Origin of the sequence: Runella sp. SP2, from assembly GCF_003711225.1 — a bacterium.
GTDB lineage: Bacteria > Bacteroidota > Bacteroidia > Cytophagales > Spirosomataceae > Runella.
This window is the reverse complement of record NZ_CP031030.1, coordinates 3,910,792-3,931,347: the sequence shown is the minus strand read 5'-3', so window position 1 is coordinate 3,931,347 and position 20,556 is coordinate 3,910,792. Positions and strand designations below refer to the sequence as shown.

Annotated in this window: 16 protein-coding genes; 13 read left to right on the top strand and 3 right to left on the bottom strand. The window is 44.8% G+C overall.

What is annotated here, in order from left to right:
* Nucleotides 1–3: 3 nt before the first annotated feature.
* Together DTQ70_RS15695 and sucD are read right to left on the bottom strand one after the other, a co-directional pair.
* Nucleotides 4–1,116, bottom strand: a complete 1,113-nt coding sequence (locus tag DTQ70_RS15695) for a DUF4271 domain-containing protein (RefSeq protein WP_164490063.1) — start codon at nt 1,114–1,116, stop codon at nt 4–6.
* A gap of 224 nt (nt 1,117–1,340) precedes the next feature.
* On the bottom strand, nt 1,341–2,216 hold the full coding sequence (gene sucD, locus DTQ70_RS15690; protein WP_122931681.1) for a succinate--CoA ligase subunit alpha: 876 nt from the start codon (nt 2,214–2,216) through the stop codon (nt 1,341–1,343).
* 280 nt (nt 2,217–2,496) lie between these two features.
* Between sucD and DTQ70_RS15685 the strand changes: the two genes are divergently transcribed.
* Nucleotides 2,497–3,069 (top strand): DUF6962 family protein, encoded by a 573-nt coding sequence (locus tag DTQ70_RS15685; protein WP_028525216.1) that lies wholly within the window; start codon nt 2,497–2,499, stop codon nt 3,067–3,069.
* Here the strand turns inward: DTQ70_RS15685 and DTQ70_RS15680 are convergent.
* On the bottom strand, nt 3,066–4,388 hold the full coding sequence (locus tag DTQ70_RS15680; RefSeq protein ID WP_122931680.1) for an MFS transporter: 1,323 nt from the start codon (nt 4,386–4,388) through the stop codon (nt 3,066–3,068). The two genes, DTQ70_RS15685 and DTQ70_RS15680, sit on opposite strands and share 4 nt — an antisense overlap.
* A 90-nt stretch (nt 4,389–4,478) precedes the next feature.
* Here DTQ70_RS15680 and DTQ70_RS15675 point away from each other — a divergent pair, with 90 nt between their 5' ends.
* From DTQ70_RS15675 to DTQ70_RS15620, 12 genes are all read left to right on the top strand, one after another.
* Entirely contained in the window at nt 4,479–5,585 is a 1,107-nt protein-coding gene (locus DTQ70_RS15675) for a serine hydrolase (protein ID WP_164490062.1), read from the top strand.
* A gap of 104 nt (nt 5,586–5,689) precedes the next feature.
* Entirely contained in the window at nt 5,690–5,899 is a 210-nt protein-coding gene (locus DTQ70_RS15670; protein ID WP_122931678.1) for a hypothetical protein, read from the top strand.
* 114 nt (nt 5,900–6,013) lie between these two features.
* Entirely contained in the window at nt 6,014–7,078 is a 1,065-nt protein-coding gene (locus DTQ70_RS15665; RefSeq protein ID WP_122931677.1) for a sensor histidine kinase, read from the top strand.
* Between the two features lie 12 nt (nt 7,079–7,090).
* Complete coding sequence (locus DTQ70_RS15660) at nt 7,091–7,870, top strand: LytTR family DNA-binding domain-containing protein (protein ID WP_122931676.1); 780 nt, start codon at nt 7,091–7,093, stop codon at nt 7,868–7,870.
* A 96-nt stretch (nt 7,871–7,966) separates the two neighbouring features.
* Nucleotides 7,967–9,196, top strand: coding sequence for a hypothetical protein (locus tag DTQ70_RS15655; RefSeq protein ID WP_206019527.1), 1,230 nt, complete (start codon nt 7,967–7,969; stop codon nt 9,194–9,196).
* A gap of 19 nt (nt 9,197–9,215) precedes the next feature.
* Nucleotides 9,216–10,880, top strand: coding sequence for a hypothetical protein (locus DTQ70_RS15650; protein ID WP_229599952.1), 1,665 nt, complete (start codon nt 9,216–9,218; stop codon nt 10,878–10,880).
* Between the two features lie 290 nt (nt 10,881–11,170).
* Nucleotides 11,171–11,806 (top strand): Crp/Fnr family transcriptional regulator, encoded by a 636-nt coding sequence (locus DTQ70_RS15645; protein WP_122934431.1) that lies wholly within the window; start codon nt 11,171–11,173, stop codon nt 11,804–11,806.
* A gap of 86 nt (nt 11,807–11,892) precedes the next feature.
* A complete protein-coding gene (locus tag DTQ70_RS15640) occupies nt 11,893–12,699 on the top strand; it encodes a sulfite exporter TauE/SafE family protein (RefSeq protein ID WP_122931674.1) in 807 nt (268 codons plus the stop codon).
* An 87-nt stretch (nt 12,700–12,786) separates the two neighbouring features.
* The gene (locus DTQ70_RS15635; protein WP_122931673.1) at nt 12,787–14,205 is read left to right on the top strand and encodes a rhodanese-like domain-containing protein; all 1,419 of its coding nucleotides are present in this window, start codon (nt 12,787–12,789) and stop codon (nt 14,203–14,205) included.
* A 501-nt stretch (nt 14,206–14,706) separates the two neighbouring features.
* A complete protein-coding gene (locus tag DTQ70_RS15630; protein ID WP_229600152.1) occupies nt 14,707–17,667 on the top strand; it encodes a TonB-dependent receptor in 2,961 nt (986 codons plus the stop codon).
* Nucleotides 17,668–17,671: 4 nt separating this feature from the next.
* On the top strand, nt 17,672–19,351 hold the full coding sequence (locus tag DTQ70_RS15625) for a RagB/SusD family nutrient uptake outer membrane protein (RefSeq protein ID WP_122931672.1): 1,680 nt from the start codon (nt 17,672–17,674) through the stop codon (nt 19,349–19,351).
* A gap of 141 nt (nt 19,352–19,492) precedes the next feature.
* Complete coding sequence (locus DTQ70_RS15620) at nt 19,493–20,539, top strand: c-type cytochrome (RefSeq protein WP_122931671.1); 1,047 nt, start codon at nt 19,493–19,495, stop codon at nt 20,537–20,539.
* Nucleotides 20,540–20,556 lie beyond the last annotated feature (17 nt).

Here is a 20,556-nt window from a genome sequence, read left to right as displayed (position 1 = left end):
TTCCTACAGGGCATACCTAACCCCGATGATGAGGGGGATTAATTCGACGATGCAAAGGTACGAAATTAAATATAAACTTTTAACAGTTGTGCTCCTGCTAATTGTAAAGAAGATGAGAATTATCCTCAAAACGTAGAAAATTACACCTGGTATAAGCAGCATAGAACGTACTAAAAGAGTCCAATCAGCAACATAAAATGACGTTAAAGCTGCCAAAAGAAGGAGGCTGCTGTAAAACAACAGGGAGGATTGCAAGATTTTGAAAAAATGGATGTTAGCCACTCCTTCTAAATTGTATAAAGAGCCAAGGATGTACAGACCCGCGTATTTTGCAAACAGTAAGCCCAAGCAAATAAAGATGACTTTGACGTAATCAACCCAAGTATCAAAAAGCGATTGACCAGAGAGAATGAGTTCTTTGGAAGAGAATAAATTATATTGTTTGTCTTGGGTAAAAATGTATAGATAACCAAGTTCCAAACACAATAATACGACAAACAGTAAGTTGACCCGACTAAAAGGCTTGTTGATTAAAAACGATTCGTCACGGACATCTACCTGAAACAAATCGGGGAGACTATAAAGCCGTTCGAAGGCGCGCGGATAACCGTTGAAAAGAAAGGCCGCAAAGGAGAGCAAAAACAACATTCCAAGAATAAAAAAGTTGGAAATACGGTCGTTTTCTTTGGGAAGAAGATTTAAGAAAGACTCTTCTTCAATGGTGATGAGTTTTTCGATAGCAGCTTTTTTATGGCCAATGAGTATCGTCTTGCCAACTTGCCCTGGTGTGCCGTAAAGTGTAAGCATTAACTGCGGACGGCGATATACTTTGTACAAACTGTCAATGCTCATTACGTACCATTGCCCGCCCTTTAGGTTTTGTTTCAAGGAGCTATTCAAAAACAAATAATTGTTTTTATCGACATATATTAATAATTCATAATGCCGATTACTTTCAATGTCAACAATGGTATTGATGGAAAGTTGGGTATTGTGCTGCTCGGCTACGTAAGGAACGTATTCTTTTTCGCGTTGGTCATACACTAGCCAATCTTGAGTCAAGTCTTTGACCAAAAAGTACTGCTTGTTGGGGCCTACCTCGGCCTTAGCAGTCAATGAAAAAAGAATAAAAAGCAGAAAAAAGCAGCGTTTTGGGTAAAAAACACGCGATTTGACCAAGGAAGAAAATATTCCTAAGCTTGAATAGTTGGAAGTACTATGTGTTAAAAAAATCAACGTGTTTGGGCGGCTTTTGTCGATGATATAATCAGACAATAAAAAAACAGGCAACTATCGTTTGCGATAATTGCCTGCAAAATTATACATTTTGACGGTATTTATTAGGCTTTGCCCAATGCTTTCAACATCGTTTCGCCAAGAAGTGCAGGAGATTCTACTACGTGGATACCACACTCACGCATGATACGCATTTTTGCTTCGGCGGTATCGTCTGCTCCACCGATGATGGCACCCGCGTGACCCATACGACGACCTTTGGGAGCCGTTTGGCCTGCGATGAAACCAACGACAGGTTTTGTTCCGTTTTCTTTGATCCAATGAGCTGCGTCAGCTTCCATGCTTCCACCGATTTCACCGATCATGACGATACCTTCTGTTTCAGGATCATTCATAAGTAGTTCAACCGCTTCTTTGGTCGTTGTACCAATGATTGGGTCACCACCAATACCGATGGCAGTGGTTTGGCCAAGGCCCACACGGCTCAACTGATCAACGGCTTCGTAAGTCAACGTACCTGACTTAGACACAATACCAATCGTCCCTTTTTTGAAGATAAAACCAGGCATGATACCTACTTTACATTCGTCGGCAGTCATAACACCTGGGCAGTTAGGTCCGATAAGACGGCATTCTTTGGTACGGATGTACTCTTTGGCCATCATCATGTCTTTGGTAGGAATACCTTCGGTAATACAAACAATCACCTTGATACCCGCATCAGCCGCTTCCATGATAGCGTCGCCTGCAAATGCAGGTGGAACGAAAATAATTGAGACATCAGCGCCGGTTGTTGCAACAGCATCAGCGACCGTGTTGAACACTGGGCGCTCAAGGTGAGATTGTCCTCCTTTACCTGGAGTAACGCCTCCGACAACATTCGTACCGTACTCAATCATTTGTTGAGCATGGAAGGTTCCTTCCGAACCTGTAAATCCCTGTACAATTATCTTGGAATTTTTATTGACTAATACGCTCATTGGTGGTTAGTGTAAAATTGCGTGATTCAAGATGTTAACTTTATTTTATTCAAGACAGAAGTCTAAAATTTTCCAGTAAAAGTAGGTTTAAATGAAGAAAGTACAAAAGTTATTCGTCAAGAAAAATTTTAAATTCAAAAAAAAACGCTCCAATTAGCGACGAAAATGGAGAATATCCCCTACCTTGTTAAAGCCCTTGAGACAGGGATTTTGGGTAGTTTTTTTACGTCAGAACCTTGTATTAAACGGTTTTTGAACCTAGCCTAAACTTATTTTTTTCATGCTACATCTTTCCAATGCCATTTCCGACGCCGTTTTAGCGCTTGTGTGTATTGTTGCTTTTTTTCGCTTTTTTGCTCGGCAACCTTTTTATAATCGAATCCTTTGGGGCATTTTTTTGGTCACGACGGCACTGGCAGCGGCGGCTGGTGTTTTTAGGTATTTGGGTGTCAAAGATTTGACGGCTACGCATCGTTCGCTTTCTACGTTGGCAGGAAGTGTAGGGTTAGTGGCAGTGGTAGTAGCTATTTGGGCGTTGGTGATGCGTCAAAGCATGTCGAAGTGGGTGGTGGTAAGCTCGGTAGGAGTAGGGTTGTTGATTTTTGTGACGTTGCTCGATCCCGCTTACGAAGTGTTTGGGTCGGTGATACAAGCGTTTTCTATGCTTTTGGTCATGCTTATCGCGGTTTTTGGGCTAATGAAAAAATACCAAAAAGCAGTTTGGATTGTGGTAGGGGTGATGATTATTGGATTGGCGACCAAAGTAGCCAATAACCACCTCCCCTTCAATCCTACGGATGTCTATCACTATGCGTTGGCGGCCATGGTTGTTTGTTTTGGCAAAGCTGTTTAGCTTTCGGCTTTGGCATTTTCGATACTTTGAACAAAAGGTTTTAGCCCTGTATATAAAAGGAAACACGAAAGTCCAGTAGCCATGACCAACGTGATGGCGAAAGACAAATGCACTTGATTGGGGTCGTGAAAGAGCTTATCGTTGAGAAGCCCGACCATGAGTGGACCACCGCCCAAGCCAAGTAAATTGACCACAAACAGAAACAAAGCGGAGAAAGTAGCCCGCATGGGCGCAGGTATCATTTCCTGAACCGCCGCTGTAGCTGCGCCGTAGGGCATGGAGGTAGCAAAACAACATAGCGCCAATAACACCACAAACCCTTGGATGGGAGCAGGTGTAAGGGTGAAAAAAACAAGGACAATCAAGGCTAAAAATAGCCCAATAGACATTCCGATGAAGCCTACTCGCATTTTGGCGTCGGCTTTGCCTTGTTGGGTAAGTCGATCGCTGTAACGGCCGCCTACAATAACGCCTCCCGTGGAAAAAACAGTAACGATACTACCAAGTAACAACCCCGCTTGGGCTTCGGTGAGGCCGTAGTGGCGAACGAGCAAAGTCGGTGTCCAAGAGGTAGTAGCGTACGAGCCAAAAGCCATGAAGGCAATACCGAAAAACAAACATAAAATCGCTTGGCGATTGGCGGCAAAATACCGTTTAACTTCTTTAGCCGATACGGCTGCTTTGGAAGCGTTTTGGCGCTCGGGTTCTTTGATAGTGAAGGCAATGAGGGCAACAATCAGTAACCCAGGGAGACCTACAATGAAAAACACACTTTGCCACGGATAAATATCCCCAAAGAAAGGGATGCTCCAAGTCCCTTCGACGCTTACGAGTTTTAGGATGAGGGCGACCAATAAAATTGATAAACCTGAGCCTAAGTAAACACCAATGTTATAGATACCGAGGGCTGTACCCAGCTTTTGCCGTGGAAAAAGGTCGGTAATGAGTGAATAAGCGGCGGGAGACAGGGCAGCTTCGCCGATGCCTACGCCCACCCGTGCAATGAAAAGCTGATTGTAACTACCCGTGACTCCGCAAAGGGCAGTCATGATGCTCCAGATAGTAATTCCCCAAACGATAATGCGTTTGCGGTTTTTTCGGTCGGCCATGCGGCCAATGGGAATGCCGAGAAAGGTGTAAAAAATGGCAAAGCTGAAACCAATGAGCAGTCCTACTTGGGTATCGGTGACGTTAAAATCGCGTTTGAGGGGTTTGACAAGCAAGGTAAGTACTTGGCGGTCGATAAACGACGAGATGTAGGCAAGCATGAGCACCGCTACTACGTACCACGCGTAGCGGAGGTTGGGAGTTGAATTCATGAAGACGGAAAGGTTTAGGAGATGAGTATGCGTCGGCTTACTTTTGTACTTTCACAATATACTAATAGGAAGCTATTAAAGGCCACAGAAATGCGAAAAATCCTCTTTTTTTTATTGTTATTCATAGATAATATGCTTTTTGCCCAAATGAGCCTCAAAAAAGACCTTGACCAACTCCTACACCAGCGGTTTGACAAGAACCAAGCGGGTATCGCCGTAATGGTGGTTAAGGAGGGAAAAGTGCTTTACAAAAAAGGAGTAGGAATGGCCAATGTGGATACCAAAGAACCGCTCAGTTCACAGTCTAACTTTCGGATGGCGTCGGTGTCTAAGCAGTTTACGGCCATGTGTATCATGTTGTTGGCCAAGCAAGGACGTCTTTCTTATGAAGATAATTTGCTTCGATTTTTTCCTGATTTTGAGCCAACTGTAGGAAAAAAAATCAAAGTGCGGCATTTGCTGACACATTCGTCGGGGATATGGGACTATGAAACTAGCCTGCCCCAGGAGCGTACTGCCCAAATTTTGGATGCCGAGGTAGTGGCAATGTTGAGCAAAGAAACCCGAACGTATTTTGAGCCTGGGACAACCTTTCGTTACAGCAATTCGGGTTTTTGCGTGTTGGAACAAATTGTCGAAAAAGCGTCAGGGATATCGTACGTGGAATTTATAACAAAACACATTTTTAAACCGCTTGGTATGTCTTCCACCCGAATCTACGAAGCAGGGAAGAGTATTCCGCACCGAGCCATGGGGTATGCCAAAAATAAACAAGGAAAACCCATCGCGTCTGACCAAAGTATTACCAGCGCGACCAAAGGTGATGGCTGTGTTTATACCTCGCTCGAAGATTATTATAAATGGTATAATGGATTGATAAATAATAAGTTGATTCCTTTGGATTCAGAGCTTGAAAAAGTGGCTATTTCCCTCCCAAGTACCTCGAAAGGGCAATATGGCTTGGGCTGGTTTTTCCAGAAAAATGAAACCGAACCACTGGCTTTGTACCATACAGGAAGTACGTGTGGTTTTAGCAATGGCGTGTTAATCGTTCCTAGTCGGAAGTATTTGTTTTTATATTTTTCTAATATTGCTGATAATCATGGTATTGAGAAAGAGTTGATTTCGCTTGTCAAAAAACACAACGTCTATGATACTTCGTTTGATTTTTTAAAAATGGTGGACTTAACCAATTAGCTCATTCCACCAAATTATGGTGAAATAATTGCGACAATCGCGTACTTTTGTGCGTAAAGCGTACGTTCATATATAAGATTCTTACAACCCAAAACGATACGTCCATGGCTCAAAAACTACCTTGGAAAAAAAGTTGGCTATTCATCGGCGTACTTTTCATTAGTAGCTGTAGTATTAGTTCCGAATCGGTTTCGCTCAAAGAAATCCTGCATCAGTCGGCCATCAAATCGTCAACGCCTAAATGCAAAGAGGGGGACTTGGTTTGTTGTAAAAAGACACCCGAACGTTGTCCCCGTACTCGACCCATCATCTAACCGTTGATTTAGTATTTACGACGGTTCAGTTTCTAAATTAGCACTTTCGTACGCAAACAACGAGACTTGCGCGCGCAAGTGTTTATTTTTGTTAATGACCGTTGATTCACCCGTATGAGAACCCGCTTAAACGATAGAAAACTCCTATTTCTCGGCCCCTTGGTACTATGGGCGGTGGCGACGGTTTTTTTTAATTTACCTACCCTTTGCAAAGACAACTGGACGGCCGCGAAGTTTTTGATGGCAAGCCTTGCTTCGGTTTATTTTTCGTGGTTTATGGGTCGTTGGCTCATTGTAGCGGTGCGGCACCGAAATCCAGGGCTAGAAAAAGTACGACAACGACTTATCGCTTTGGGGTTATTGAGTATCCCTGCGGTGGTTGTTTTGGTGATTCAGCGTTTACTTTTCTTCGATTATTTTGTCTATAGCAATTATCCTAAATTTGATTGGCTTCACCCCGAAACCTTATTCATGGTTGGGCTCAATTTGTTTTATTTGGCCATCATTTTTGCGGTGTATGAAAGCCGTTATTTCTTTCGTGAATGGTTGATTAGCAAGCGAGAAACGGAAGAATTGAGCCGCGCCAACTTAGAAATGCAACTCGATTCGCTTAAAAACCAAGTGCAACCACACTTTTTATTCAATAGCCTCAATACGCTTCAAGCGTTGGTGAAGTCCAACGAAAACAAAACGGCGGTGAAGTTTATCGGAGACTTGTCGCAGGTGTATCGGTATTTGTTACAAAGCAATGAACAACAGCTGATTTCGCTCGAAAAAGAGCTGGAATTTACTCACGCCTATTTTGGGCTGTTAAAAACCCGTTTTGAAGATGGTATTTCGCTTGAGGTTAATATTGACCCCGCTTTTCGGTACGCGCACATTCCACCTTTGACGCTGCAACTTTTGGTTGAAAATGCCGTAAAACATAACATCGTTTCGGTTTCTAAACCTCTGCATATCAAAATATTTACGAATAAGATGGGGGAGTTGGTGGTGCAAAATAACTTGCAGTGTAAACCCAATAATGCTATGCCATCGAGCCAAAAAGGGTTGGTAAATATTACTTCTAAATACAGCCTCCTGCGCCAACCACAGGTTCAAATATACAAGAAAGAAGATGTGTTTGAAGTGAAACTCCCCCTCATCGACGTAGCTGTGACAGCGGGGGCAATGTATTGAGTGTAACCGACTATGAAAGTAATCATTATTGAAGACGAAGCCTTGGCGGCTCGACAACTAAAGGCCATGGTACAAGAATGCGACGAAAGCATCGAGGTTTTGACCATGCTCGACAGCGTGGAGGCGTCGGTGGCGTGGTTGCAGGCCAATGAAAGCCCTGACTTGTTGCTGATGGACATTGAGCTGGTGGACGGGCAAAGTTTTGAGATTTTCAATCAAGTAGAAGTAAAAAGCCCCGTCATTTTTACGACAGCCTACAACGAATACGCGATTCAGGCATTTCGGGTCAATAGCATTGATTATCTGCTTAAACCCATTGATGAAAAAGCCCTTCAACGCAGTTTGCAAAAATTTAAGGAACTAAAAAAACTCTACGGAAATACGTCGGATAATTCGTTGAGCATCAATGAGCTGGTGAATGCAATTAAACAAACGAAGCTGCCGCAAACCGACTATCGCGAACGTTTTTTGTTGAAACAAGGCTCTCGCTTGGTTCCTATTGCGGTTGAAGATATTGCCTATTTTTACAGCCAAGAACGTCTGACATTTGTTAAAACTTGGGACGAACGTTCGTACGTGATTGATTATACTTTGGATGAATTAGAGTGTATCCTCAATCCTAGTTGTTTTTTTCGGGCCAACCGCCAGATTATTCTTTGTGCCAAAGCCGTGGATAAGGTCCACCTACATTTTAATAGCCGCCTAAAACTCGACTTAAAACCCGCTACTGTCGAAGAAGTGTTTATCAGCCGAGATAAATCGGGAGAATTTCGGCTTTGGATGGGGGAATAACCGTACAGAGTTGTCGTAGGTTTTTCGTAGTTTCATGGCCTAATTCTGTTTAGAGCCAGTATTCATCAATAACACCTAACAACAACCCTTGCAGTTATGGACAGTTCTTTGTCGCCTGCCGCAGGCGAATCTTCTCGTTATGAATCCGCTGTTTCGAGCCGAGATTTTTTTCTTAACATTCCCCCTTATTTATACGCCGTTGTGTTTTCGTCGCTCTGTGTGATTACGGGCTTGATTTGGGACATTTGTTGGCACATGAGCATTGGCCGCGATGGGCTGCTGTCGCCTCCGCACGTGGTGATTTACGTGGGAGCGGTTGTGTCTGGGCTTTTTTCGGGCTACCAAGTGTTATATACTACTTTCAAGGGCAGTACAGGCGAAAAAGCCAAAAGCGTTAAGATTTGGGGCTTTTTCTACAGCTCATTGGGGGCGTTGTTTTGTATTTGGGGGGCGATGATGATGCTTACATCGGCTCCTTTCGATGATTGGTGGCACGATACTTACGGCCTAGATGTTCAGATTCTCTCCCCGCCACATACGGTATTGGCTTTGGGAATCATTGGGGTGCAATTTGGAGCAATTGTGAGCGTGATGTCGGTTAAAAACCAGATGAAAACTGGGCAAATAGACACAGATTTTTCACAACGTCGGCTTAAACGCCTCAACCTGATGTTTGCGCTTTCGGGCGGTTTTTTGATGACGATGTGGTACACTTTGTTGTCGGAAGAACTTGGGAGCTGGGAAATGCACAACGCGAGTTTTTATAAATTGTCGGCCATGGCGTTTCCTATCTTTTTGCTGGCACTAGGGCGGGGCAATGGTGGACGTTGGGCGATGACTTCCGTGACGGCCGTTTACACTGCTTTGATGTGCTTGACGCTCTGGATTATTCCGTTGTTTCCTGCTGAACCTAAATTAGGTCCCATTTGGAATCACTTTGACCATTACCAAGGATTCGCTTTCCCAATTTTGTTGTTACTGCCTGCATTAGCGATGGACTGGCTCATGCACCGCTTTGCATACCTAAACGATTGGAAGTTGGCCGCCCTTATGAGCCTGGCCTTTGTACTTGTTTTGTTGTTGGTACAATGGCCTTTTGGGAGCTTTTTACGCGAATCTCCCTATTCTCGTAACTGGATTTTTGGAACACACTATTATTATTTTGGGAACGACCCCAACTGGGAATACCGCTACAAATTTGCCCCTTGGACATTACAAACCACTTCACAGTTTGCGCTGGGAATGGTATATGCGTTGGGCTTCGGCTACGTGTCGTCTCGGATTGGCTTGGCGTGGGGAAAATGGATGCGAACTATTCAACGATAAAAGAGGGGAGAAGATACGTATGAAAAGGATAGAAATTAGAAAAGTTGCTGCTTTTTTCGGCATTATTGCCCTGTTTTTAGCCATGCAAGTGCAGGCGCACGTTGGAAGTTCGGGTGTGTTGTACCAAGGACAAGCAGGTGGGTATCGGGTGTTGGTGAGTTTGATGCCACCCGATGTGATTCCAGGAACGGCGAATGTGACGGTGTACGTGGAAGAAGGAAATGCCAAAAAAGTAATGGCGCGCCCGATTTATTTCCGAACGGGAGATGAAGGCGCTCCTTCGGCCGATGAACTTTCGGCTGTTGCTGGTCAAGTTGGTCAATTTCAGGGTGTTGTGTGGTTGATGGCGGGAGGGGCGTCAAGTGTCCAAATCACCATCGAAGGAGATAAAGGGAAAAGTGAATTGGTGGTGCCCATTGCGGCTATTTCAACGGCTCAACGCGAGATGCCTGCGGGTTTGGGGGTGTTGTTGAGCGTGCTGGGATTGTTGTTGGTGGTGCTGCTAGTAACTACAATCGGCGCCAGTGCCAGCGATGGGTTATTGAAAGCAGGAGAATCGTTGACGACCAAGCAAAAACGCGCTCGATTAATCAATATGGGCGTTGCTGTGGTGGCCTGTACGCTCATTTTGTACGGCGGAAGTAGCTGGTGGAGTAGCTGGGCTGATGACTATAAACAACATTTGTACAAACCTTTAGAAGGGAAAGCTGTGGTGGTGAACCAAAGCGGTGAGCGACTTTTCCAGCTCAAAATTGATACGACGCATTTACTCAAAACGCGGCAACGAACCACCCTGAGTTTTTTGATACCCGATCACGGGAAATTGATGCACTTATTTTTGGTACGTCAACACACCTTAGACGCCTTTGCCCATCTTCATCCCGAGCGACGAGATACTGCTACGTTTGAGGCGTATTTGCCAAAACTTCCCGGAGGTAAGTACCTCGTCTATGCCGATATTGTGCAACGCTCGGGATTTACGGAAACCATCACCGATACAGTCGAAATTCCTGCCATTCAAGGAAACATTTTTCCCAAAACAGACCCTGAAGATACATACGTAGTATCGGATCCGCTGAACAACCCCAAGCGGATTCCTGTGGATGAAAACGTGGTAATATGCGGAAAACCTGGAACAAGCACCAAGCTAAAAGATGGCTCTACGGTCGTGTGGGAGGGAAAATCGAACGTCGCTTTTGAAGCAGGAAAACCCTACCAATTGGCATTTGAAGTGTTTGACCCTAGTGGAAAAGCTGCGGTTTTGGAGCCGTATTTGGGTATGAACGGCCACGCGGCTATTGTGAAGTCGGACGGGAAAGTGTATATTCATTTGCATCCTGTAGGAACGTACTCAATGGCCGCCCAACAAAGTATGCAGAGTCGAATTGCTGATACAACCAAAATTTATCGCGTTACAACTTCTCCTAAGATTTTCCGAGATAGCATCGACCGCTACGTGGCAAGCCTCAAGGCAATGACACCTTCGGAGCGTGACCAATTGTTGATGCAAACCATGACGGGCATGAACGCGCACGAAATGGGCAGCATGAAACACGAAAACCGAATTGTGTTCCCGTACGCTTTTCCCAAGGAAGGACAATACCGTATTTTCTTGCAAATCAAGCGAAACGGGCAGGTTTTGACGGGGATTTTTGATGCCATTGTGAAAGCTCCTGCGATGTAGTGCGTGGGGTGGTCTGACTGTCATCTGACCACCGTCTCGGTCAGACGACAGTCAGACCGCATAAGTAGTTTCTTGCAAATCGGGGTGGTCAGACGATAGTCAGACCGCATGAGTGTTTCTTGCAAATTGGGGTGGTCTGACTGTCATCTGACCACCGTCTCGGTCAGACCGCATGAGTAGTTGGGAAAGGAAATCAGACTCTACAAGGCTGTTTTTGGAACTCAAATCAAAAAAAGTTAATTATTTTGCGAACGGCGTTATTGATAAAAAACACCCCAATCGCAAATTTCATGCAAATAGACATAGAATTTCTTCACTCGCGTTTTAACGGTTTGTTTGAGCTAAATATGCTCAAAGAATTAGCCCAAGTAGGCACCTACATGGAAATCGAAGAAGGGCACGTACTGATGCGCCCAGGTGCTTATATTCGTAGTGTACCCATTATTTTGAGTGGTTCTATCAAAATTTTGCGTTCGGATACCGACGGTCGAGAGGCATTGCTATATTATTTAGGAGGAATGGATTCGTGCGCGATGTCATTAACTTGTTGTTTGAACCGTCGTAAAAGTGAAATCACCGCCGTAGCGGAAGAAAAAACAAAACTAATTTCTGTTCCCGTCGAGAAAGTTGAAGAATGGGTGTCGAAATACTCCTCGTGGAAACAATTTGTGTTTTCTACTTACCAAAAACGATTCGACGATTTGTTGGGAGCCATCGACCAAATTGCCTTCCGAAAGCTCGATGAACGTCTTTTGAGCTTATTGCAACGCAAATCAAAACAATGCGGATGCAGCGTGTTTACGGTAACGCACGAAGAAATTGCGGGCGAATTGGCTACGTCGCGCGAAGTAATTTCACGTTTGCTCAAACAACTCGAAAAACTCGGTCGTGTAAAGCTTTCACGCAATAAAATTGAATTATTGTAAAAAAAAGAGCCTTTGTGATAATTATCACTTACTGCCCGTAAGCGTCGCTCTACTTTTGCAGCATCATTCAATCCTTCTGCAAGCGTATGAGCACGTTAGAAATTTTCGGTTTTGGAGCCTCTATTTTGATTGGGGTTAGCCTTGGTCTTATCGGAGGAGGAGGTAGTATTCTTACCCTTCCCGTTTTAGTGTATCTTCTTCATCTTAACCCAGTTACATCAACGGCTTATTCGCTGTTTATCGTAGGGTCAACGTCGTTGGTCGGTTCGTTTTCTTACATGCGTAAGGAGTTGGTCAATTACCGTGCGGCGATTGTTTTCGCGATTCCGTCGTTCATTGCAGTCTATCTTACACGTAAGTATTTGGTGCCTTCGATTCCGAGTTCATTGTTTACAGTAGGCGGCTTTGAAGTGACCAAAAATATTGCCATCATGGTCTTTTTTGCCCTTGTGATGTTGGCTGCTTCTTATTCTATGATTAAAGATAAAAAAGAAGCCAAAGGAAATGATTCTGAAGAACTGAAATTTAATTACCCCTTGATTGCCCTTGAAGGCGGTGTGGTAGGAATTTTGACGGGAATTGTTGGAGCGGGTGGTGGCTTCTTAATTATCCCTGCTTTGGTGTTATTGGCACGTTTACCCATGAAAATGGCCGTGGGGACGTCGTTGCTCATTATTGCAGCCAAATCACTCATAGGTTTCGTAGGTGACATGTCTAACATGCAAGTCGATTGGCCCTTTTTGCTCGAATTTACGGCATTGTCAGTGGTGGGTATCTTTGTCGGGACTTACATGTCAAAATACATTCCTGGGGAGAAACTTAAAAAGTCCTTTGGATGGTTTGTATTGGTAATGGGGGTATATATCATTGCTAAAGAACTCATGTTCAGTTAAAAAAAATACTTGTGTGACCAATGTCACGGTACAAGACGAATAAAAGTTGGAATTTTACATCACAAACAATAACATTCTCAAAAGCGCATGAAAATCGAACAAATTTATACGGGTTGTTTAGCCCAAGGAGCTTATTACATTGAAAGTGAAGGCGAAGTAGCCGTGATTGACCCACTTCGTGAAGTGACACCGTACATCGAGCGTGCAGCCAAAGACGGCGCAACAATTAAATACGTTTTTGAAACACACTTTCACGCCGATTTTGTTTCGGGGCACTTGGACTTGTCTCAAAAAACGGGAGCGCCAATCGTCTATGGTCCCAATGCCAAAACAGGTTTTGAGGCACACATTGCTACCGATGGCGAAGAGTTTCCACTGGGAAAAGTGAAGTTTAAAGTGTTACATACCCCAGGCCACACCATGGAGTCAACTTGTTATTTGTTGATTGACGAAAACGGCCAAGAAAAAGCGTTGTTCAGCGGAGATACCCTTTTCATTGGGGATGTGGGTCGTCCTGACTTGGCACAAAAATCAGATTTGACCATTAATGACTTAGCTGGTCATCTGTACGATTCACTTCGGAACAAAGTAATGACATTACCCGATGACGTGGTGGTTTACCCCGCGCACGGTGCAGGCTCAGCTTGTGGTAAAAACATGAGCAAGGAAACAACCGACTTGCTAGGAAACCAGAAGAAGTTTAATTACGCACTTCGGGCAAATATGACCAAAGAGGAGTTTATTGAAGAAGTAACCAACGGTTTGGCAAAACCACCTCAATATTTTCCGCAAAACGTGAAGATGAACAAAGAAGGCTACGAAAGCATTGACGTCGTGATGGAGCGTGGTGCCCAAGCATTGAGTGCCGCAGCTTTTGAAGCTGCTGCCAATGAAACGGGTGCGGTGATTCTCGATACGCGCGGTGCCCAAGTGTTCAACAAAGGGTTTATTCCAAATTCTATTAATATTGGTCTTAAAGGCGATTTTGCTCCGTGGGTAGGTGCATTGGTACCCGATGTGAAGCAAGAAATTTTGCTGGTGACGGAAGTAGGTCAAGAAGAAGAAGCCATTTTGCGTTTGGCGCGCGTTGGCTACGATAACGTGATTGGCTACCTTGAAGGAGGCATCGAAACTTGGGTGGCCTCAGGACAAGAAGTGGACACGATAACGTCGATTACGCCCGATGAGCTTGCGGATAAAATCGCGGAGGAAAAAGTGATGGTCATTGACGTTCGTCGCCCAGGCGAGTTTTCAGCCGAGCACATTGACGGCGCTAAAAGCTTACCGTTGGACTACATCAGTGAGTTAATGGCAGAATTTCCAAAAGACCAAACCATGTACATTCACTGTGCGGGTGGGTATCGTTCGATGATTGCCTCGTCGATTCTCAAGTCACGTGGGTACGACAATCTTATTGACATTGCTGGCGGTTTCGCAGCGATTTCAAAATCGGGTCGCTTTACGTTGACCGACTACGTGTGCCCAAGTACTTTGAAGAAGTTGTAGAAATATAAAGGGATAAAAAAATAGCTAGAAAGTAAGGTTTTAGGGAACAATTAGTTTTTCCCCAGTATTACTAGCCGCCTAGGCAGTAGTACTGGGGTTTTGTGTTTTGAGGAATATGCCAATTTGCCAAAGAATAAAAATTGCAAACGTTTGCATCTTGAGATAGGACGATGTTGCTTTTCGTATAAAAAATATTATTATATCATTGTGCCTGATTTAACCAAAAACGACCCTGTGATTACCTACTTTGAACGTACTTCGCTATGCCCGTACTGGCATGGCTTGACATTGAGCCAGTTGTCATACACAAATCATAATTTAAAGATTTCATAACATCTCAGGGATAGTCTCAGTGGGTAATATTGCCCACTTTTGCGGCCTCAAATGGGCGAAGTTTTTATTATTATCTTATTCAACACTTCAAACAACCCTTTTTTTATGCAACACTTTTTCGATTCTCCTCCTTTAAAGCTTCTATTGAGCATTCTGATGCTAGGATGTATGGGGCTTTTTTCTACCAATGTGCAGGCCAACATGCCCGTAGCAGCACCGCGCTCCGTGGCTGACATCACTGTCAAAGGCCGTGTGACGGATGCGGACACCAAAGAACCGCTTGTGGGATGTAGCGTGGTGGTAAAAGGTACTCAAAAAGGAACCAATACCGACGCAAACGGAAATTTTAGCATTGTGGTCTCGGACGAGAAAGCAGTGCTCGTGATTGGATTTATTGGCTATGAAAAACAAGAAATTGCCGTAGGAAGCCGCACCAATGTAGAGGTAGCTCTCAAATCGTCGGCGTCGGAGCTTTCGCAAGTGGTGGTAATTGGGTACGGAACTACCACTAAAAAAGACGCAACGGGGGCGCTTAAAACCCTCAAAAGCACTGACTTCAACCGTGGTATTGTCAACTCTCCTGAGCAACTTCTTCAAGGTCGTGTGGCAGGGGTAAACGTTACTTCGGCAAGTGGTGAACCAGGTGGTCGTCAGTCAATTACCATTCGTGGGCCTGGTGGGGTTCGTACGGGAAGTACGCCGTTGTTTGTACTTGACGGAATCCCTCTCGATAACTCAAGCACGGGTGGCTCGACCAACCCAATGAACTTCCTTAACCCGCAAGACATCGAAGCCATTGACGTATTGAAAGATGCGTCGGCAACGGCCATTTACGGTGCACGTGGTGCCAACGGAGTGGTGTTGATTACTACCAAAAAAGGAAAAGCAGGAACGGCTAACATTTCGGTTTCGTCAAACATCGGTGTTTCTAACGTCGCAAGGGCTTTGCCTTTGTTTACTGCCGATGAATTCCGCAAGCAAGTAGTGGCTGTGGGTGGGGCGCTTGAGGACCTCAAAGCAGATACCGATTGGCAGAAAGAAATTACACGCCAGGCCATTACCCAAGACCATAACTTGTCGTTTGGTGGAGGTACGGACAAACTCACTTATTATGGTTCTGTGGGGGCTCAAAACCAAGAAGGTATTATTAAAAATAGCTCGCTCAAGCGTTATACTGGTCGTTTTAATGCTTCGCAGAAAATGATGGATGGGCGCTTAGTGGTGGATATGAACCTGACAGCAACACAAACCATTACAAATCGGCCTCCAGTAGAGAGTATTTTAGGTTCGGCACTTTCTGCCAATCCTACTTTTCCTGCACGCGATGCAAATGGTCTGCCAGCTAGGTATCAGGCATTTACAAATCCGTTGTTGGCCTTAGATTTGAACAAAGACCTTACTACGATTAATCGTATCGTAGGAAGTGTCTCGCCTTCGTTCAAAATCTTGAAAAATTTGACGTATAAACTGAACCTTGGGGTGGACAACTCAAGCTCTACGCGTGACGTACAGGTGTTCCCAAGCACAGTGCCGCAGCAAGATGGTCGTTTGGATGCTACTTATTTGGACAACCGCAACGTGTTGGTAGAGAACTATTTTACGTTCAATGAAACTTTCGGAGACCACAGCATCAATGCTTTAGCGGGTCACTCGTACCAGAAGTTTACATTGGCAGGACGCAACTGGAGTATCAATAAATTTGCAGTTTCGCCCATCGAGCCTGCCAATAACCCAGGTTTAGGACAAGAACTGACGCTGGCAACCAACCGCCCAGGAGGCTTTGCGGTTATCAACGAATTACAGTCGTTTTTCTCTCGTTTGAATTATACCTTCAAAGACCGCTACTTATTTACTGCGACCGTGCGTGCTGATGGTTCAAGTAAATTTGGAGCCAATAACAAATACGGTGTATTTCCGTCGTTCTCAGCAGGATGGCGCTTGTCAGAAGAGTCGTTCATGCAGTCAGGCCCTTTTACTGATTTGAAACTTCGCGCAGGTTGGGGACAAACGGGTAACCAAGAGATTCCCTCAAAAATTACGCAAGCGCTATTTACTTCAAGTACAGCGGCAAACACAAGTTATCCTTTGGATGCTTCAACGAGTTATCCAGCAGGAACAACTTTCGTTCGCCTAGCCAATCCAGACATTCAATGGGAAGTGTCTTCTCAAATGGATTTAGGACTTGATTTTGGTTTGTTCAAAGGTGCATTGACGGGGTCTGTTGACTATTTCCGTAAAGTATCGAGCAAAATTTTGTTGGAAGTTATCCCTGCTGACCCTATTCAGCCTGCTTCAACTTACTGGACAAACGTTCCTGACATGACCATCACCAACCAAGGGGTGGAGTTGGATGTGAACTATCGCCACATTGCCCAAAGTGGCCTTCGTTTCGACATTGGTGGTAACATCACCTTTATCAAAAACGTAGTAAACAACTCGCCTTACACCGTGATTACTTCAGGCTCGGCAACTGGGCCAGGTTTGACATCTGCTACCGTGAACGGTTATGTAAATGGACAGCCTATTGGTACGTTCTACTTGCGTCAGTACATCGGAATTGATGATAAAGGCGTGAGCAAATACGCAGATATCGACGGTGACGGTACAGGTGGTACTGACAAAGACCGTATCGCAGCGGGTAGCGCATTGCCGACGCGTCAGTTTAATTTAAACGCCAGTATTGCGTACAAAGGTTTTGATTTAGGCGCGAACTTTAACGGGGTGTCAGGGAATAAAATCTATGACAACACCGCAAACGCGTATTTCTACAAAGCTCGTTTGGTGAAAAACTTGAACGGGATTGCAGAATCGGCAGGTGAGCCTAACGAATCTATCAACAACGCCGCGCCAGTTTCGACGCGCTTCTTGAAAGATGGGGCATTCTTCCGCCTTAATAACCTTACATTGGGCTATAACCTCGACACCAAGAAAATCGGAATCAACAACTGGATTTCGGCGGCGAGATTCTCAATTACTGGTCAGAACTTGTGGCTCATTACGAAATACAATGGCTACGATCCAGAAGTAAATACCGATCGTACGGTAAATGGTATTTCGTCGTTTGGTATTGACTATTTGAGCTATCCAAAAGCCCGTTCGTTTATTTTTAGCCTGAATTTAACTTTCTAAGAACATGAAAAAAATACTCATCATATCCTTCATTTCTTGTGCGCTTTTAACCCTCAACAGTTGTACTGATTTGGTTGAAAAAGTACTGGATGAATCATCGGCATCGGGCTTGACCGACAAGCAAGCGGCCGACGGTAGCCTTGCCCCTGTGTACGCACAGTTGCCTAACATTTTCTTGCATACCAACTACTTTGCCATCCAAGAAATTTCGACCGACGAAGCCATCTTGCCTTATCGGGGAGGTACCGACTGGGGTGACAATGGAATTTATGTGAATATGCACCAGCACACGCACACCAGCACAGATCCTAACCTAAGAAATACTTGGTTGCTACTTACGCAAGGGATTTCACGTGCAGTAACGGCCATGAGTGCGTTGCCAAATATCAACGACACCAACGCCAAGACCTACATCGCCGAAGCCCGTGGGATGCGTGCCTACTATAATTTGTTGTTGTTGGATTTGTTTGGCTTGGTTTTCTCAAAAGAAGACCCTAATGGCCTTTCGGTGATTTTGCGTGGAGAGCAAGCGGTTGAGTACTTGAAAGCGGAGTTTCTGGCTGTTGAACCGAGTTTGTTGACAACTGTCGGCCCAGGTCGTCTTACCAAAGGCGCGGTTTGGGGTTTGTTGGCACGTTTGCACCTCAACGCCGCTGTATATCGTGATCGCTACGCTACCAGCTTCCAGTTCAAATCTGAGGACATGGATAAAGTAATAGAATATACCGACAAAATCATCAGCTCAGGTCAGTATAGTTTGTCGGCTGATTATTTCTCGATGTTTAACTCAAATAATAATACGAACAAAGAGTTGATTTTTGTAGGAGAACAACGCGCCGAACTCAACGGACACAACCGTATGGCGTATTTCTCGTTGTCGGGTGACCAGTTCCCGTTGCCTGCTTTCCCTGCTGCAAACGGAACCGACGGCCCTGCCATTACCTCTGATTTTTACCAAACTTGGGTTCAGGCAAACGGAGGAAAGGATCCTGCGGGCATTGATCCTCGCTTTTTTAAGCAAAACTGGACAATGCCAGCTGACTCGTGTATTGCAGCGGATAAGTTTGAAATGAACCGTGGAATTTTGCGCGGAACGCAGTACGGATTGATTCGCGTGAATGGTGCTTTTGTTCGTTGTGGAAACAACTACCGAGTAGGCAAACTTTTCAACGTAACGCGTAATCGCCCAACTTTGGCCGTGAACTTTACAGAACAAGTAAACTTTACCGTGGCAGGTAGCGATTACAACACTGGCTATCGTGTATTAAAGTATGAGTTTAGCAAAAAATCATCGTCTGGTCGTAACCTTGGTGATGCTGACCTCGTGATTTTCCGTTTGGCAGATGCGTATTTGATGCGTGCTGAAGCCAAACTTCGCAAGAGCAACGATGCCGCTGGAGCTTTGGCAGATGTAAATACCGTACGGGCTTCTCGCACGGCAGTAGGTACGCCTGCACCAGCTTTGACCAGCATGACCCTCGATTTACTTTTCCGTGAACGTGGATTTGAGTTTTACTGGGAAGCTCAACGCCGTACGGACATGATTCGTTTCGGTAAATATGAAGGAACTTGGACTGAAAAGACCAACAATGACCCGAAAAAACGTATTTTCCCGATTCCTCAAACGGCCATCGACGGAGCGTCGAACCTAGTAGGGTATCTTAAACAAAACGATAGCTACTAATAAATAGCAAGTAAATCACTATTTTAGAAGGTGGTCTCTCTAGTAGAGGCCACCTTTTTTTGTTGATTGTAACAAATGTCACATTTCAAGGATAAAATTATATAGAATTTAGCAACCTCGATTACAACCTCATTCGTTCGTATGAAATTGCTTAACGTTGTGCGCGTACTTACCGTGCTAATTATCGCTGTCGCTTTGTATGCGGTAGGTCTTATTGGCTCGTATATTTTGGGCACGTCAGATTGGCTAAAAAATTATACTGCCTCCTCCGCAACGGCAGATACCACCGCCGTTGCTCCTTATGATACCAACTTCCACGCGCTTTGGACGCAGCCTGCCGATTGGCGTTTGGAAAAACTCGCACCCGAGCAGCGACAAAAAATCGAATATGGCCGAGAGCTAATTGCGCACACCGCCGAATACCTTGGGCCTAAAGGAAAAGTAAGAGCAAGCTCCAACGGGATGAATTGTCAAAACTGCCATCTCAATGCGGGCACGCAACCGTGGGGCAATAATTACTTTGCGGTACAAGCCAATTACCCCAAATTTCGTGAACGCTCAGGAACGGTTGAAAACCAAATAAAACGAGTAAATGATTGCTTTGAACGTAGCCTTAATGGGAAAGCCCTCGATTCTACCAGCCGCGAAATGCAAGCAATTTTGGCCTATATCAAATGGATTGGAGGTGATGTTCCTAAAAAATATACCCCACGCGGCTCGGGAATTTACAAACTCAAACTAATGAAGCGCGCCGCCGACCCAGATAAAGGGAAAGTAGTGTATGAACAAAAGTGCGAAAGCTGTCACCAAGCCAACGGCGAGGGAGTGATGGTGCAAGATGGACGAGCATATACCTATCCGCCGCTATGGGGTGAGCATAGCTACAACAACGGTGCAGGTTTGTTTCGCCTTTCCAATTTGGCGGGCTATGTAAAATACAACATGCCTTTTGGCGCAACCTACGAACGCCCTCAATTATCGGACGAAGAAGCGTGGGACGTGGCGGCTTTTGTCAATTCGATGCCGCGTCCTAGCAAAGATTTGAGTAAAGATTGGCCCAATATTGCAGGAAAGCCCTTCGACCATCCTTTTGGTCCGTATGCCGACCCTTTTTCGGAACAGCAACATAAATACGGCCCTTTTAAGCCCATCAAAGAGTGGAAAGAAAAACACAAGAAGAAATCGTAAACCTCTAACATAGTTCT

Coding starts and splice junctions, on each gene's coding strand:
- sucD (WP_122931681.1), bottom strand. CDS start 2,216: ATGAGCGTATTAGTCAATAAAAATTCCAAGATAATTGTACAGGGATTT.
- DTQ70_RS15685 (WP_028525216.1), top strand. CDS start 2,497: ATGCTACATCTTTCCAATGCCATTTCCGACGCCGTTTTAGCGCTTGTG.
- DTQ70_RS15680 (WP_122931680.1), bottom strand. CDS start 4,388: ATGAATTCAACTCCCAACCTCCGCTACGCGTGGTACGTAGTAGCGGTG.
- DTQ70_RS15675 (WP_164490062.1), top strand. CDS start 4,479: ATGCGAAAAATCCTCTTTTTTTTATTGTTATTCATAGATAATATGCTT.
- DTQ70_RS15670 (WP_122931678.1), top strand. CDS start 5,690: ATGGCTCAAAAACTACCTTGGAAAAAAAGTTGGCTATTCATCGGCGTA.
- DTQ70_RS15665 (WP_122931677.1), top strand. CDS start 6,014: ATGAGAACCCGCTTAAACGATAGAAAACTCCTATTTCTCGGCCCCTTG.
- DTQ70_RS15660 (WP_122931676.1), top strand. CDS start 7,091: ATGAAAGTAATCATTATTGAAGACGAAGCCTTGGCGGCTCGACAACTA.
- DTQ70_RS15655 (WP_206019527.1), top strand. CDS start 7,967: ATGGACAGTTCTTTGTCGCCTGCCGCAGGCGAATCTTCTCGTTATGAA.
- DTQ70_RS15650 (WP_229599952.1), top strand. CDS start 9,216: ATGAAAAGGATAGAAATTAGAAAAGTTGCTGCTTTTTTCGGCATTATT.
- DTQ70_RS15645 (WP_122934431.1), top strand. CDS start 11,171: ATGCAAATAGACATAGAATTTCTTCACTCGCGTTTTAACGGTTTGTTT.
- DTQ70_RS15640 (WP_122931674.1), top strand. CDS start 11,893: ATGAGCACGTTAGAAATTTTCGGTTTTGGAGCCTCTATTTTGATTGGG.
- DTQ70_RS15635 (WP_122931673.1), top strand. CDS start 12,787: ATGAAAATCGAACAAATTTATACGGGTTGTTTAGCCCAAGGAGCTTAT.
- DTQ70_RS15630 (WP_229600152.1), top strand. CDS start 14,707: ATGGGGCTTTTTTCTACCAATGTGCAGGCCAACATGCCCGTAGCAGCA.
- DTQ70_RS15625 (WP_122931672.1), top strand. CDS start 17,672: ATGAAAAAAATACTCATCATATCCTTCATTTCTTGTGCGCTTTTAACC.
- DTQ70_RS15620 (WP_122931671.1), top strand. CDS start 19,493: ATGAAATTGCTTAACGTTGTGCGCGTACTTACCGTGCTAATTATCGCT.